This window comes from Staphylococcus sp. T93 (genome assembly GCF_016743875.1).
GTDB lineage: Bacteria > Bacillota > Bacilli > Staphylococcales > Staphylococcaceae > Staphylococcus > Staphylococcus aureus.
Genome location: NZ_CP068247.1, coordinates 2101141 through 2118242 on the forward strand (window position 1 = coordinate 2101141; position 17102 = coordinate 2118242).

Sequence of the window (17102 nt, forward strand, 5' to 3'; positions counted from 1 at the left end):
ATTTTCAACAAAAAAACCGAATACAAATGTATTCGGCCTAAAAAAGTATTTACGCTTTTTCTTTATGATCTTGCTTGCGTTTTCTAAACAATAGTAATGATCCTAATAATGCCATCATTGCACCAAATAAAGTTGCATTTGTGTTTTCGCTCTTATCTCCTGTTTCTGGTAAAGCATCAGTTTTGTGTTGTTTTGATACCTTATTAGAATGGTTTACTTCACCTTTAGGATTTGATGGTGCTTTCTGTTCATTATTTGGTGGTGTAACTCTTGAATCGGAGTCACTATCTGAGTCTGAGTCGCTATCTGAATCCGAGTCGCTATCCGAGTCTGAGTCGCTATCTGAGTCTGAATCGCTGTCTGAGTCTGAGTCGCTATCCGAGTCTGAGTCGCTGTCTGAATCTGAATCACTGTCTGAATCCGAATCGCTATCTGAATCTGAATCGCTATCCGAGTCTGAGTCGCTGTCTGAATCTGAATCGCTGTCTGAGTCCGAATCGCTATCTGAATCTGAGTCGCTGTCTGAGTCTGAATCGCTATCTGAATCTGAGTCGCTATCTGAGTCTGAGTCGCTGTCTGAGTCTGAGTCGCTGTCTGAGTCTGAATCGCTATCTGAATCTGAGTCGCTGTCTGAGTCTGAGTCGCTATCTGAGTCTGAGTCGCTGTCTGAATCTGAGTCGCTGTCTGAATCTGAATCGCTGTCTGAGTCTGAATCGCTATCTGAGTCTGAATCGCTATCTGAGTCTGAATCACTGTCTGAGTCCGAGTCACTGTCTGAATCTGACTCACTATCTGATTCTGAGTCGCTATCTGATTCTGAGTCGCTGTCTGAATCTGAATCACTGTCTGAATCCGAATCGCTATCTGATTCTGAGTCGCTATCTGAACCTGAGTCGCTGTCTGAGCCTGAGTCACTGTCTGAATCCGAATCCGGATCCGGGTCTGGGCTTGGTTCCGGTTCTGGGTCTGGACTTGGTTCTGGATCTGGCGTTGGTTCTGGTTCTGGGTCTGGACTTGGTTCTGGGTCAACCGGCGGCCCTGGAGTTGGGTCTTTCGGATTTACTGCTGAATCACCATCAGCACTTCCACCACCATAACGTACAACATTCTCATTATTCCAACCGAAAATACTGTAGTCTCTATTTGTTACAGGATCAACATTTTCTTGAATAACCTGAGTTTTTAAGTTCTTACCTGTATTGTCGTAATGCCCTTCTACTAATACTACATATGTTTTAGTAATATCACCAAATTTAATACTAGCTACATTTGGATGCTCATAATAGATTCTATTTTTAAATTGGTCTGTTACTTCTTTAAGGTTAGAGTCATTTGGATCTGCATAGTAGCTATCTGATAATTTAGATGTATCATTCACTTCAAAAATTCTCAGTTTTGTATCTGTAGCACTTACTTTACCGCTACTTTCTTCGATTTTATCTTGGTAGCCTTTAATATACACCCACGTATTACCTAAAACTCGTTGCTTAGGGTTAACAAATACTGTTTGCTTGTATGTGTTTTGACCTGAAGCTGTATCTACACCAATAATTTGAGAAGAAATGTTCGCGCCATTTGGTTTATCAATTCCTGCAATTGGCGAACTATAGTTATAAGTAATTTTATTATTAAACATTTCATCCGCAATATTAATATTCGCATCATATGTTCCTGATTTAGGTGCCTTTGCTCGGTCTGTAAATAAAGGTAATGAAAATTGTCCGTTAATATTTTCTTTATTATTTACATAATCTGTAAAGACAAATGTATACGTCTTAGTCAAGATATCATATGTTGCTTTAGCTACAACATCGCCATTCGTACTTTTAATGTCTGCAATTGGCATCGTATTATTTGAATTAGAATAATCCACGTCTCCATTACCAGTTAAACTATCTGGTAACTTCGCTGTAAAATAATCCCCTGATTTCACTTTATCTGTCACTGTAAAATTTGCCGCCATAAATGTGTTACCACTTTGATTAGGGTCAAATGTAGTCTTTTCTAACTTGAAATTACTTGCCGTAACTTTATCATTTACATTTGTACCTTTAGCATCAGCAGCATTTACTACCGGTTCAGCAACAGCTAAACTACGTACAGCTCTCGTTCTAACACTTGGTTTACTAGTTCCTTGCGCATTGGAAATCGTTTGTGGTGATGATTGTGGTAAATCTAATGTTTGAGAATTTTTAAGCTCACTGTTTGTTGCTATGCTATTAGCATCATTCGTTGTTTTATTATCTACTTGAGAATTTGCTTCTTGAGGAACAGTTTGATCTTGCATTTTTGCAGCAGTTGCTTGATTTTTAATTGCCGTCGGTTGAGGTGTTTCATTTGTTGAAGCTGGCTCTGTTGTAGTGGTATTGCTCGTTTGTGTAGACATTGGTTTTGTTGTGCTATCTACATTCGCACTGTTTGTGTTTGCACTAATATCAGATGTATCATTAGCCGTTGTATTTAATTGAGGTGTTTCTATCATATTGTTTTTTTCGGAATCTGCACTTGCATTATTTTTCGAAGATTGCGTTGTATCGTTCGATTGTTCTGAAGCTTGTGCTTGATGATTGCCTATCCCAAATAGTATAGTTGCCCCTACTATTACTGATGTGGTACCTACTGTAAAACGTCTAATCGAATACTTATTCTGCTTATTCGACAAATAATCAATTCTTTTTTTCAAAAATATTACTCCATTTCAATTTCTAGATTAGTCTAAATTGTATAATGAAATAAGAATTATATCAATTGCTTTTCGAAAAAAATTACGTAAAATTTGTTTTCTTCCTATTTATATAACTTAAAATTTTCTGTTAACTAGCAAAAATCAATATACTATTTTTACACTATTACAAATTTTTTACTTTTCAAAAACTTAGAAGTTCTAAATTTTTCATCACCTTAAATTTTACTGTAATTTCAACAATCAAATTTAACTAACATTTTAAATTATTCATCATGCTAGCAAAAAAGGCCTAACGTATAAATGTACGTTAGACCTCATGTTCAACTTATTCATTTTACATTGTATATTAAACACATACATCATTGAATAAATGTTTGCTTACTAACCAATTTTTATGATCTTTAACAACAAGTTTTTCATCTTTAAGTTCATGAATAATATGACCAGCTGTTTCCCGGGAAATCCCAGCCATATCACTCATGAGTTGAATAGTTAAAAACTGTTTGATTTCATAAAATTCATCTTGATCGTATCCTACTGTCTGACATAGATGGCATATCAATTTGATAATTCGATCTTTAGCAAATTTACTTGTTAATGCCATGTTATAGTTCATGTGTTGCTGCTCATTATCATTTATTAATGCAAAAAGTGTCAAAAATATATCATCATTAGCTTTGCACAAAAAGGCCATCAATTCTCTAGGCAATCCAAGAACTGTACAATCGGTTAATGCTGTACACAATTCGTTAACCTCTTTCGGATGAAATAAGTTACTGATTGGAAATAATACTTGCTCTTTATTAAAATAACGATATACATCTCCATTTTGATTGTAATGTTCTCTAATAATGTTACCTTCAATTAAAAAGTAAATATTGCTACTTTCTTGTGGCGAAAAATAAATAACTTGGCCTTTCGTATAATGTCTGACAAAACATTCACTTTGATATGGTTGTAATATACTATATGGTATATTAATGTAATCTGCTAATGCCTTTAGTTCATGTTCTAATTTATTATTTCTACCCAAAATAAAGTTTTCTGTCATAAGTTAAACTCCTTCAAACCTTGCAAAGTGTCAGCAGACAACTTTTTCATTTGAATCAACGGAGAAACATATTTAATGTTTTGTCGCGTGATAAAGTGCTACATGTGAATGTGTGTACCTTTATTACCAATCAAAGCTTCGTATGCCTGCTCTAAATTGGTAATGATAACTTTTTTGTTTTCCCCACTTTCAACAAATCGTATCGCAGCTTCTATTTTTGGCAACATCGATCCTTCCACAAACTTACCTTGTGCCGCGTATTTTTTCAGTGTTGCTACATCAATATCATCGATTTGTTGTTGATTAGGTTCATTAAAGTTAATAAATACATTTTCTACATTCGTAAGAATCATTAAGGTATCTGCTTCAATCAGCGTTGCTAATTTCTCACTAGCAAAATCTTTATCTATAACCGCTTCAACACCTTCATAGGTATTTTCTTTTTTTATAACTGGAATACCGCCACCACCGCATGCAATGACAATATTTTTACCGTCTGCTAAAGTTCGAATTAACTGGTGTTCTAGTATAGATTGAGGTAGTGGTGACGCAACTACTTTTCTATAACCACGTCCTGCATCTTCTTTAAAGACTGAGTCTGGCTGTTCTTTTTGTAATTCTTCAACTTCTTCTTTCGTATAAAAAGGACCAATTGGTTTAGTTGGGTTATCAAATCGTGGATCATCTTTATCTACTTCCACACGTGTAACGATTGTGCCTACAGTTCTATCACTATTCATTTCAGTTAAAATGCGATTGATTTCAGTTTCCAACCAATAGCCTATCATACCCTGTGACATTGCACCACAAGTATCCAATGGCATTGCCGGCGTTGTGTCACTGTTCGATTTAGCTTGTTGGATTAATAAACTTCCAATTTGTGGACCATTACCATGTGAAATGACAATACGCGCTGGTGAATCAAATAAAGGTTTAAGGTTTTGCATCGCACATCTAATAGCTGTTTGTTGTGCTTCAGCTGTTGCTTCTGTTGTCTGTATCGCATTACCGCCTAATGCAATGACAATTTTCTCTTTCATATTTTTGTCGCTCCTTTTAAAAAACATTTATCGTTCCCATCAATAACTTAATTAACCCGATAACTGCAAGTACGATAATAATCATAAAAAGAATATAGTCTGATTTAATCAAACGTGTCTGATTATTCTTTTGAACGATTGTATAAACAAGAAGAGCTGGAATATAAAGTAACATCGTCAATAATAAGTAATTGATACCTGCTGCATATATAAGCCATATAGCATAAATTGAGGCTATGATACCAATCGTCCATTGTTTAGTAGTTGCTTGCTGTCGATGCTCTAAAGTGTATTTAACTTGGTAAAATGCACTGAACATGTAAGGGTATAAAATAGCACTTGATGCTAGTGAAAATGCAAATTGATACGCACTCTGTGTAAATAGCATACTTATTAAAAATAATTGTACTAATATATTGGTAATAAGCAGTGCATTTACAGGTGCTCCATTTTTATTTTCTTTAGCAAACCATTTTGGAAATAATCCATCTTTTGCAACAATGAAAGGTAATTCACCAGCAAGCAGTGTCCATCCTAACCATGCACCTAGTACCGAAATAATTAAACCAATATTTACAAGTGTAGATCCCCAACCACCTACAATAGTTGCAAGCACCTGTGCCATACTTGGCGAATCTAATTGCGAAATATGATTTTGCAAAATCACGCCTTGAGCTAATACAGTTAATAAGAAATAGATAATTAAAACTGATATAAGTCCTATAACCGTGGCACTACCTACATCTTTTTTATTTTTAGCTCTACTAGAAAAAATTACTGCACCTTCGATACCGATAAACACCCAAACTGTCACTAGCATCGTACTTTTAACTTGGCTCATTGTGCTCGCCCAACTAAATGGCAATACACCCTCTGACGTCATACTGAAAAAGCCTGTTTTAAAAGTGTCAAAATTGAATGCAATTATCATGCATATGATTACAAGTAAAATCGGTATTAACTTTGCAACAGTAACAATACTATTGATAAATGCTGCTGTTTCAACGCCTTTTAAAATCAAGAAATGGACACCCCAGAGTAGTAACGAGGCGACAATAACACTTGGTAATGTGTTGCCTCCTTTAAAAATCGGGAAAAAGTTACCTACTGCTGACATCAATAGTGTTGCATAGGCAACATTGCCTAAAAACGCTGAGAACCAATATCCCCAAGCACTGATAAATCCTACAAAATCGCCAAATCCTGCTTGAGCATAACTATAAATACCACCGTCTAGCTCCGGCCGTTCATTGGTTAAATTTTGAAATACGAACGCTAATGAAATCATTCCTATAGCTGTAATAATCCAACCAATAATAATGGCTAATCCACCGGCTTTACCGCCCATATCAGACATTATATTGAACGCACCGCCACCAATCATGGATCCTATAACTAGTCCAATTAAAGAAGATTTACTGAGTTTGTTATCTCCTGATTCGTTCATATTCATTTCTCCTTTAATACCAATATGAGGTGTCTGTACATGACACTTATATCATCAGACACATCATATTCATATCGTTCCATTTAGTGATTAACTCCCCAATGTTGCTGCCATTACTGCCTTAATTGTATGCATTCTATTTTCAGCTTGATCAAACACTTTTGAATGTTCACTTCTAAAGATTTGGTCTGTAACTTCCATTTCAGCTAATCCATATTTTTCATAAATTTCTTGTCCATAAAGTGTATTTGTATCATGGAATGCTGGTAAACAATGTAAGAATATCGTTGAATCTTTACCTGTTAAATCAAACATCTGTTGATTCACTTGATAGTCTTTTAATAAATTAATACGTTGTTCAAATTCACTTTCTTCACCCATCGATACCCAAACATCTGTATATATAGCATCTGTATTTTCAACTGCTTCTGCAATATTATCCGTAATCATGACTGAACCACCATATTGACTCGCTTTTTCTTTTGCAATATCAACATATGCCTCTTTTGGATTTAATGATTTAGGTGTACAAATTCTTACATTAACACCTAACATAGCACCTGCTACCATTAATGAATGCGCAATATTATTACGTCCATCTCCAACGTAAGTTAAGTTTATTCCTTCTAGATATCCAAAATTCTCTTTTATTGTCATAAAATCAGCTAACATTTGTGTAGGATGCCAATCGTCTGTTAATCCATTCCACACCGGTACACCAGAGAACTTCGCTAAATCTTCAACAGCTTGTTGTGAAAAACCACGGAATTCAATACCATCGAACATTCTACCTAATACTTTCGCAGTATCCTCTACAGATTCTTTTTTGCCTAATTGAATATCATTTTTTCCTAAAAATTCTGGATGCGCACCTAAATCAATAGACGCAACTGTAAACGCAGCACGCGTTCTCGTCGAATTCTTTTCGAATAGTAGTGCAATATTTTTTCCAGATAAGTAGTGATGCTTAATACCGTTTTTCTTATACTCTTTTAATGTAATTGCAAAATCAATAAGTCCTTCGAATTCTGCTTTGGTAAAATCACTTTCTTTTAATAATGATCTGCCTTTTAAATCATACGGTTTTTGAATTTCTGTCATTATTTTCACCCTCGTTTCTATAATTTATTACGTTAAATGTCCTCTCTGAATAATGGTTGACTCATACATCTAGGGCCCCCACGTCCACGTACCAACTCGCTACCAGATATTTCAATGACTTTAATGCCTTTTTGTCTCAATAAATCATTCGATACATAGTTTCTATCGTAAGTCACTACAACGCCTGGTCTTATACATAATGTATTTGAGCCATCATTCCATTGCTCTCTAGCACCATCAATGACATCACCATTTCCTGTTGGAATGAATTGGATATCATCTATACCTAGTACGTCTTCTAAAGTATCTTTTAAATGACTAGATTGTTTGATGGCAATATCTTTATTTACGTCATCATATTCAATAATAAATATATTCATATTGCCTTCTGCCTTTAAAATGGCTGAATGCATTGTAAATTTGTCATAATCTATCATTGTAAATACTGTATCTAAGTGCATAAAAGTTCGACTAGTTGGAATTTCAATTGCTACTACTTTTTTAAACGTCGCCTGCGGATTTTCAAAAATACGTCGCGCTAACTTTTCAATAGCTTGTGCAGATGTACGTTCTGAAACGCCTATAGCCAAGACATCTTTAGATAAAACAAGTTCATCGCCGCCTTCAATATTGAATGGGCAATCTCGATCTAACCAGATTGGAATATTCGCATCTTTAAATCTAGGATGATGCTTTACAATATATTGAATAAATATTGATTCTCGTCGTCGTGCTCTCCAGAACATCCGATTGATTGTTATACCGTGTCCTATTGAGGCTTGTGGATCTCTAGTAAAATAAAGGTTTGGCATTGGATCTAAATAGAATGGATACTTATCATCCATATACTCTACTAGATGTGTACATTTCGGATTAATTTCTTCCTTACGTACCCCTGACATTATTTTATCTACAAGTTCTTGATTAGAAAGTGTCGCAAATAATGCCTTAATTTCTTCTTCATGACCTAATATTGTTTTTTTAGACTCTGCTAATACATCATCAATAAATTCACTTCTTACTTGAGGATTTTCAATACTTTCAGCTGCTAACTTCTCAAGGTAAAGTACTTCAACACCCTCTTCTCTTAGCACCTGCGCAAAATGGTCATGCTCTTTTTGAGCTACTTCTAAATATGGAATATCATCAAATAGTAATCCATCTAAATAATCAGGTACTAAATTTTCTAATTCTTTTCCAGGACGCTTAAGTAACACAGTTTTTAAAGCTCCAATTTCGCTATTTACTTTAATTGGACCATCTGTCATGTCTATTTCCTCCTTTTATCTTTGAATTCATTTAGAGTATAGACAATCTTCAAACGCTTACATGTGATTATATTCACATAAAGAAAGTCGAAAATTTCATATCTTTTTGTTATACAATACATAATAATGGATTTTTATACATAAATAAAGGTATTTTGGGTCAAAATATACATTTTTTATTCAAAAATACCCATAAAAACATGTTGTATAAAGTTTTTTATACAGTCAATTGAATGACTATGAATTCTTTCTTTCCATAAAAAAACGCGTACACAAGTTAATATTTGGTAACTAACTTGAGTACACGTGATACGAAACAAATTTTTATTATTCATTTGATACATGTCTATTTAAATAATTTTGCATATACGTATTCTGCCATATCATTTGAGGCAGTTAAGATTAATGTAGTGTCATTTCCACTCACCGTACCTAATATCTCTTCTATATTTAGCTGATCGATAAAATAGTTTATGCCTTGGGCGAAACCAGGTGAGGTTTTGACGATAATGTATGAACCATTGATGATTGAACTTAGAACTTCATGTTCACAATAGTGTCTAAACTTTTCTCTCATCTCTTGTTCTGTTTGATTATTAATAGCTTTATAAATCCATGTCTCACAATCGATAGGGACACGATATATATTTAGTTCCTTCAAGTCTTTAGCAATTGTTGTTGCACTATATCTTACACCAAAATATTCTTCAATATATGAAATGATTTGTTCTTTTTTATAAATCTTATGCTTTTTAACTATTGTAGAAACAATTTCTAATCGTTTACTTTTCTTCATATTGTAAACTCCTTTGGTAGTTACGTTTCTTGTATTAAAAAATAAATTCATGCATGTTTCATTTATAATTTAACACTTTGTTTTGCAAAAGATAATAAAAATACATGTAAATTTTTTGTGACAACTTTTAAAATGAATTTTGTATTCTAAGTCAGCATTTAATTATCACATATCTACTACTTGTAATGATTTTAGACTGCCGAGTAGTCTTTCGGCAGACAACCCTCACACTCCTCTCATCTAATTACAAAGAGAGGGTATACCTACAAAGTCAATTATCAATGTAGGTATACCCCATATATAAGCTGTATTTAAAATTTAATTATTTATAAGTGTTTAACATTACTTCTTCTTGTTTATATATTTTTACTCCACGCCTACTTCATTCCATGCTTCATACACCTGTTCAGCTGTTTGCTCGTCATATAAATCTTTAGCCGCTTGGTATAATGCATCTTTACAATCTTTGAAGTTTGAATTACTTGTTAAGTATTCCGTTAATGCTCGGTAGTAAATTTGTTCTGATTTAGATTTCCCTATTGCTTGAATCACGTTATAAGCTGCTTTATTTGGAATTCCAGAATTCGTATGTACGCCACCATTATCTTTTTCAGTGAATACATAGTCTTTCATATGAGCTGGTTGACCAAATTGTTCTGGGTTTGACATGCTGCGTAAAGCGTCTCCCTCTTTTCCAGGTGTGTAGACATCTTCACCCATTAAGAAATCCTCGTCATCTACAAAGTATCCAAAAACATCTGAAAAGCTTTCATTTAGAGCGCCTGACTGGTCCTTATATTCTAAGTTCGCTGTCTCTTGTGTCACACCGTGTGTTAATTCGTGTGCTACTACGTCATTTGCACCCGATAAACTTGTGAATGTGCGACCATCACCATCACCATAGATCATTTTGTCACCGATCCATGCGGCATTATTTCTGTTATCTTGACCACCGTAGTTATTAACATGCGTTAATGAAACAATTGGACTACCTTGGTTGTCATATGATTCACGACCAAATGTGTCTTTGTAATAATCATATGTTTGTTTAGCGTAATAATTTGCATCTACGCCAGCACGTTGCTCATCTTTTACGAAGTTTTCATCTTCATTAGTAATCAATGTTGCTTGACCTGTTTGATCATTAAAGCTAAATGCTGATAATTTACCTTGATGCGTTAAATCTTCTAGGCTAAATCCACCGTCAATACTATTGATATTGATATCTTTTGTATCGCCAAGTACACCTTTTCCTTTACCAGTTTCTGCAGCTTCTTTAACTAAGTTCATTTTTTCTAAAATTTCGCCAGTTTGAGCATCAATTTTAACTTTCCAATGTGAAATTTCTGGTGTCACTGTAATTAACTCAACATTATAAACGTATTTATTACTGTCACCATCGATTTCAACTTTGTTTTCTTTAATGACTTTATCTTTAAGATTTTTCGCTTTATTCTTATCAATCTTAACTGCTTTAAATGCTTTGTCGGCTGCGTCATCTTTACTTAATGTCACTTTATTCGTTGGCTTTACTTTCTTCGCATCAGTATCCCCATTGATTAAAACGACTTTTCCTGATTTGTCTGCGTGTACTTTCACTTCTTTGTCAGGTGCATGAACACCATCAACACTCGGTTGCAATGTATAATGCGTAAATCCTTTTTTATCAGTTTTTACATCAGTAACAGCGTAATCTTGATAAATATTTTTTACATTTTCGGATTTAGGCAATTCTTTTAATGCTTTGACCGCATCACTCTTTTGAGTCACCTCAAATTTAATATCAGAATTAGCTGGTTTATTTTTTGAATCAATCGCTAATGCTGCTGGTGATAAAGTGCTCAACAAGGTTAATGCTGCCATACTTGTAAATGCATATCTTGAAAATTTCCTCACATTTCATTCCTCCTGAAATCTTAAAAACAGCTTATAAATAAAATATTAATTTAATTTTTCAGAAAAGTAAATGATTATTTCTATTTATTTCTATACTTTTTGTTCGTTGATTTTATTTATTGATTCTTTTCTTTTTTAAAAATGTTATCTGTAGCTAAATAAAATTTTAAAAATTGAGCTTAATTATATTTTAAAATTTATCAAGGCTTTATTTTTGTGAAAATATTAACAAATACAAAATAGTGCTCTATATACTTAATCAATGCTTGAAATATGTGAGATAACTATTTAAATAATCATAATCAAATAAACATTTTTATCAATTTCAAACAACTATGTAAGACGCAATAATCGTTATTATTTAATAAAAAAGACTAGAATGCGGTATCACTCCTCACACTCTAGCCTTAATATGCCATTATTTTATTTACTTGTTTTGTATGGTGTATGTCCAACTGTTACTTCGACAACTCTATTATGATCAACGACAAACCAGATGCCTAATGTCTTTTTAGCATTTTGATAGTAAAAAATACCGCTATCAGCTTCCTTTGTTTTACCATTTTCTTTTTTCAAGTCCTTGCCATAAGCTTTTTGGATATCTTTTAATGAAATATTATTTTTAACTACAAATTGCAATTGACTTGCTTCGTTTCCTTTTGCAGAAACACCTTTAAAAGTTTGATCATATTTCTCTACTTTTTTTATCGTATTCGTTTTAGCTAATTTAATACCATTGAATTTCACATTATCATACTTAATCGCGTTAATAAAATTCTTATCCAGAATAAAATTAGCATTATTACCAATATAACCATTATAAGTATAATATGGGGTTATTGCTGCCTGTGCCTGTTTACTTGTTGGCGCCGAATTTTCAACAACTGTTACTCCAATCAGTGTGCCCAATGCTAATGTTGCTGCTACACAAACTTTACTGGTTTTATTCATAATTATCTCTCTTTTCCATACAAATATTTTATTCCTTACACTTTTATTATAACTTTTTCAGCCATAAAAATACTAATGATTATATTTATAAATACATAACAGTTTTGTTATACTAATTGAAGTACACAAAAAACAATGAAAATATTAATATCGCCTACTTTTCTAATATTTATTTTTTAAAATGATTATGGCAATATTGAAATAAATTATTTAGCTTCACGTATCAACTACTTTTCATTAACATGGAGGCGTTATATTTGAAAAAACTTCTTATTACCATCGTAATTATCGTATTAATCGGAGCACTTGGGTTCGCAATTTATGCTGCAATAAATCATTCTACATCATCAAGTAATAACCAAGAACAAGAAAATAAATCTACGCATAAAAAGACAGAAACCGAAGAAAATGATCAACAAGATGATAGTGCAGACAAAACAGATAAAAATCAAAATAATGGCAATAACGTTACTAATGACAATCAACCATCTTCACCGTCAAATGTTCCTAACAACCATTCAACAGTACCATCGAATACGCAACCAGCTCAGCCAAAAGACTCAAATTCAAATAAAAATAATACTCACGGTGGTGGCAGTCAATCGTCAACAAACAACCAAAATAATCAACAACAGAACACACCACCTGCTAATAAATCAAATAATACCAATACGCCTTCTAAACAAACACCTCAAGCACAATCACCTAAAAATTAATCATTTGCCTGATACGTCCACAAGTACCAGATGCATAAATTCAGAAAAACAGCAGTGAGATATTTTTCTATTTGAAATATCTTACTGCTGTTCTTTATTTGCATAATTCGCACTCTGTTAAAATCATATAAAAGTTCGCTTTAATGTCATTGACGTATGTATAAGCTCTCATGTTTAATAATATTAATACACCCTTAAAAACGCTTACACGAAAAATTTAGAAAGGAGGTACATGTTAAATGCTTGATAGACACTTAAAACTACTCCAGTTTTTTATTAAAAATCCATCAAAGCACATTAGTTCTAATGAAATTGCTAAACATGTCAATGTTTCAAACCGCACAGTTCGCAATGATATCCATGTTATCAATAGCAATTTTATGGATGATATCATCGTAAGTATTAAATCTAAAGGATATCAATTAAATACATCTCAGTATACCTTAGAAACGATAACTGAACGTTACACGCATATTCAATCATATAAAGAAAAACTATTATTATCTATGGCGTATCAACTGCTAATGCACAATAAATCGCAGACATTGCAACAACTAGAGCAAGATTATCTATTATCTAAAACTGTGCTCAACGACTATTTCGTTCGAATTCAACAATGGTGTCAAAAATTTAATATCGCTTTAACAATCAAGAAAAAACAAGGTATTGTGGTCGATGGAACAGATAATGATATCACTAATGCCATCATCCATTTAAATCAATTATCATCAGGGCATGTACATGTTGAAGACCTAATTTTAAATGAATTACCTGATTCACACCAAAGGATGATTTCGCATATTATACAAGAGACACTTCAACAACATAGTATTGAAACAACTGATATTCAAATACAACAGCTTTTAATTCATCTCATTTTAATCATTAAACGTAAGCAATCTTTAAGTGAGCTAGACACGTTAAACCACGATTCAAAATTGATATCTCAATCTTGCATTAAGCAAATCAACGAAAGATTAGGTTATGACTTGAACGAAAAAGTAATCAATATGTTTTCATTCTTTATTGCTTATCATTTTAATAAACTCGATATTGGCATAGAACGTATATTTATACAAAGTTATATTGATCGCTTAATCGAATTGATGCAGCAACGTATTCATGTACCTTTCAATGAAGATTCGATTTTACAACAAAATTTATATAATCATTTTAGTAAAGCATATTTACGTATCACTCAAAACATTTATTTAAACAATCCTTTAGTTATAGAGATTAAAAAACTCTATCCCTTTGTGTTTAACACACTTTTTGAAGCGATTGATAAATTAGCAATTGATACTGATATAGAGATGAGCGAAGATGAAATTGCATTTTTAACAATTCATTTTCAAGCTGCCATCGAGCGTCGTACCAAAACACAATTAAATGTAGTCATTGCTTGTTATTATGGTCTAGGTGTGTCGAATTTTTTAGAAACTAAAATAAATAACTTATCCGAAGAGTTGTCAGTGATAAATACGATTAAACTAGAAAATATAACACACTATCACTTTGACAATGTAGATTTATTAATAACGACCCATGATATTCCTAAACAAACGCTAAACATACTTCCTAAGCACCTGACGACTATCAAGGTTGCACCATTATTTTCTGAAGATGATCGTCACAAAATCAGACACGTTGTGAAGCAAAAGCAAAATCCGGTTCAAGCACATCATCATATGGACACTGTCAATTTCCTTGTCGTAAATACTGAACAAAAATCACGGCATACTGTGCAAATTTTTGAAGAAGCTCAAAAAATATTACAAGCACATCATGCGATTGTAGAAGGATATATCGAATCAGCTTTAGAGCGTGAGAAATCATCTTCTACATACATAGGTAATTTTATGGCGATTCCTCATGGAGATCCTGAAAAAGTTTTACAATCACATGTGCTTATTTTTCGCACAAAAGATGTTTTTCCTTGGCGACAACACGATGTCAAACTTGTCTTTTTCTTAGCGATTTCGCATAAAGACAAAGCTTTTACAAAACAAATGATGCAATTAATTGCTAACTTGGATGATGATTCAGTGAACCATTTATGTAGTTTAGATGATCATAGTTTAAAGCAACAGTTATTTGAATACTTACAAGAATAATTGCCACTAGTAACGGTAATTATTCTTTTTTTTAGTATCGAGAATACGCTTACAATATAGAAAAGGAGATGATTTTATGAAAATTGTAGCTATTACCTCATGCCCAAATGGCATTGCACATACATATATGGCTCAAGAAAAGCTTGAGCAGGTAGCAAAAGAAATGGGTGTGGATATTAAAGTAGAGACACAGGGCGGTGTTGGTGCTGAAAATGTTTTAACTACGCAAGACATCGAAGAAGCTGACGGTGTCATAATTGCAGCTGATAAACAAGTTGATCTGTCCCGATTTGTTGGTAAACGGTTGATTAATGAAAATGTTCGCGAAGGGATTCATAATCCGAGAGGTCTAATTCAACGTATCATTAATCAAGATGCGCCTATTTATCAATCTGAAACAAATTATCATTCGAAAGATCGCGGTAAGTCTAAAAATGGTATTCAAATGGTGTATCAACATTTAATGAACGGTGTATCGTTTATGGTTCCTTTTATCGTAGTTGGTGGACTCCTTATCGCCATCGCGCTGACTCTAGGCGGTGAAACGACATCAAAAGGATTAGTCATCCCAGATGATTCATTTTGGAAATCCATTGAAAACATTGGTAGTTTAGCCTTTAAATTTATGGTTCCAATACTAGCTGGATATATCGCTGTTAGTATCGCTGACAAGCCCGGTCTTGTTCCTGGTATGATTGGCGGCGCTATCGCTGCTGACGGTAGTTTTTATGGCAGTGATGCAGGCGCAGGATTTTTAGGTGGTATTGTTGCTGGTTTCTTAGCAGGTTATATCGCAAAGTGGATTAAAGATATTAAAGTTCCAAAAGCAATGGCACCAATTATGCCTATCATTATTATTCCCATTATTTCATCGGTCGTTGTAGGATTGATATTTATATTTTTAATCGGTGCACCAATTTCTAATATTTTTGAGGCATTAACAACCTGGTTAAAAAGTATGCAAGGTGCTAATATTATTATACTTGCGATGATTATAGGTGCGATGATTGCCTTCGATATGGGCGGTCCAGTAAACAAGGTAGCATTTTTATTTGGCTCAGCACTTATTGCTGAAGGTAATTACGCCGTTATGGGTATGGTCGCAGTTGCTGTATGTACACCACCAATCGGTTTAGGTTTAGCAACGTTTGTTCAAAAGTATAAATTCAATCATTCCGAAAGAGAAATGGGTAAGGCTTCCTTCACTATGGGACTATTTGGTATTACTGAAGGTGCTATTCCTTTCGCAGCCCAAGATCCATTGCGCATTATACCTGCAAACATCATTGGTGCAATGATTGCATCAGTCATTGCAGCCATTGGTGGTGTCGGCGATAGAGTCGCACATGGAGGTCCAATCGTGGCTGTATTAGGTGGTATTGATCATGTATTATGGTTTATCTTTGCAGTGATAGTAGGTAGTCTTGTCACAATGACTACTGTACTATTATTAAAACGCAATACACCAGTTATAGCAGTAGATGCACCAGCGCAACACACGCAACTTCATGATACAGATATTACACAACATGATACAGAGGTTGACAATGTAGATAACACCGCGAAACATTCACATCTCAATAAACCTTCTCATGTTTTTGATCAACAAACTATGATAATTACTGATCACGACATGTCTCGAAACGAAGCAATTGATATGTTGATTCATAAACTTAAAATTTGCCGTTATGTAGAGCACACATCGCATTTAAAAAATGCAATACTAGAACGTGAAATGGAGTCTACGACAGCTATTGGCATGAACGTGGCCATTCCACATGCAAAGTCTGATGTTGTAAAACAACCGATTGTAGCTGTTATGAAAAATAATCATGGTGTTAAATGGGACAGTCTAGATGGTAGTCTACCTCAATTGATATTCTTAATTGCCGTACCAAACAACAGTCAGGATACACATTTAAAAATACTTCAGCGCTTATCTAAAGCGTTAATGAATGATGAGACACGCCAATCACTAATTAATGCAAACAGTACTACAGAAATTTATAACTTATTAATGAAAATATAGAGGAGTT

General features: G+C 33.7%; 13 protein-coding genes. 3 read left to right on the top strand and 10 right to left on the bottom strand.

Features of this window, described 5'->3' with window-relative positions:
* Positions 1–49: 49 nt before the first annotated feature.
* The 10 genes from clfB to isaB form a co-directional block, all read right to left on the bottom strand.
* The gene (gene clfB, locus JG553_RS10460) at positions 50–2683 is read right to left on the bottom strand and encodes an MSCRAMM family adhesin clumping factor ClfB (protein ID WP_000745896.1); all 2634 of its coding nucleotides are present in this window, start codon (positions 2681–2683) and stop codon (positions 50–52) included.
* A 349-nt stretch (positions 2684–3032) separates the two neighbouring features.
* Positions 3033–3737, bottom strand: coding sequence for a Crp/Fnr family transcriptional regulator (locus tag JG553_RS10465; protein WP_000138214.1), 705 nt, complete (start codon positions 3735–3737; stop codon positions 3033–3035).
* A 98-nt stretch (positions 3738–3835) separates the two neighbouring features.
* Positions 3836–4777, bottom strand: a complete 942-nt coding sequence (gene arcC / locus JG553_RS10470) for a carbamate kinase (protein WP_000660034.1) — start codon at positions 4775–4777, stop codon at positions 3836–3838.
* Positions 4778–4793: 16 nt separating this feature from the next.
* Positions 4794–6224, bottom strand: a complete 1431-nt coding sequence (gene arcD, locus JG553_RS10475) for an arginine-ornithine antiporter (RefSeq protein ID WP_001005842.1) — start codon at positions 6222–6224, stop codon at positions 4794–4796.
* 90 nt (positions 6225–6314) lie between these two features.
* Positions 6315–7325, bottom strand: a complete 1011-nt coding sequence (argF, locus tag JG553_RS10480; protein WP_000136166.1) for an ornithine carbamoyltransferase — start codon at positions 7323–7325, stop codon at positions 6315–6317.
* A 32-nt stretch (positions 7326–7357) separates the two neighbouring features.
* Positions 7358–8593: an arginine deiminase gene (gene arcA / locus JG553_RS10485; RefSeq protein WP_000129411.1), complete on the bottom strand. Its 1236-nt coding sequence runs from the start codon at positions 8591–8593 to the stop codon at positions 7358–7360.
* 176 nt (positions 8594–8769) lie between these two features.
* The gene (locus tag JG553_RS10490) at positions 8770–8937 is read right to left on the bottom strand and encodes a hypothetical protein (RefSeq protein ID WP_001792441.1); all 168 of its coding nucleotides are present in this window, start codon (positions 8935–8937) and stop codon (positions 8770–8772) included.
* Positions 8938–8939: 2 nt separating this feature from the next.
* Positions 8940–9389 carry an arginine repressor gene (locus JG553_RS10495; RefSeq protein WP_000748760.1) on the bottom strand — a complete coding sequence of 150 codons (450 nt, stop codon included), beginning with the start codon at positions 9387–9389 and terminating at the stop codon, positions 8940–8942.
* Positions 9390–9755: 366 nt separating this feature from the next.
* The gene (gene aur / locus JG553_RS10500; RefSeq protein ID WP_001225019.1) at positions 9756–11285 is read right to left on the bottom strand and encodes a zinc metalloproteinase aureolysin; all 1530 of its coding nucleotides are present in this window, start codon (positions 11283–11285) and stop codon (positions 9756–9758) included.
* A 423-nt stretch (positions 11286–11708) separates the two neighbouring features.
* The gene (isaB, locus tag JG553_RS10505) at positions 11709–12236 is read right to left on the bottom strand and encodes an immunodominant staphylococcal antigen IsaB (RefSeq protein WP_001044560.1); all 528 of its coding nucleotides are present in this window, start codon (positions 12234–12236) and stop codon (positions 11709–11711) included.
* Positions 12237–12493: 257 nt separating this feature from the next.
* Between isaB and JG553_RS10510 the strand changes: the two genes are divergently transcribed.
* From JG553_RS10510 to JG553_RS10520, 3 genes are all read left to right on the top strand, one after another.
* Positions 12494–12952 carry a hypothetical protein gene (locus tag JG553_RS10510; protein ID WP_000734803.1) on the top strand — a complete coding sequence of 153 codons (459 nt, stop codon included), beginning with the start codon at positions 12494–12496 and terminating at the stop codon, positions 12950–12952.
* Positions 12953–13191: 239 nt separating this feature from the next.
* Positions 13192–15066 carry a BglG family transcription antiterminator gene (locus JG553_RS10515; protein WP_000887026.1) on the top strand — a complete coding sequence of 625 codons (1875 nt, stop codon included), beginning with the start codon at positions 13192–13194 and terminating at the stop codon, positions 15064–15066.
* A 76-nt stretch (positions 15067–15142) separates the two neighbouring features.
* Positions 15143–17095: a PTS fructose transporter subunit IIABC gene (locus JG553_RS10520; protein ID WP_000706108.1), complete on the top strand. Its 1953-nt coding sequence runs from the start codon at positions 15143–15145 to the stop codon at positions 17093–17095.
* Positions 17096–17102: the final 7 nt, after the last annotated feature.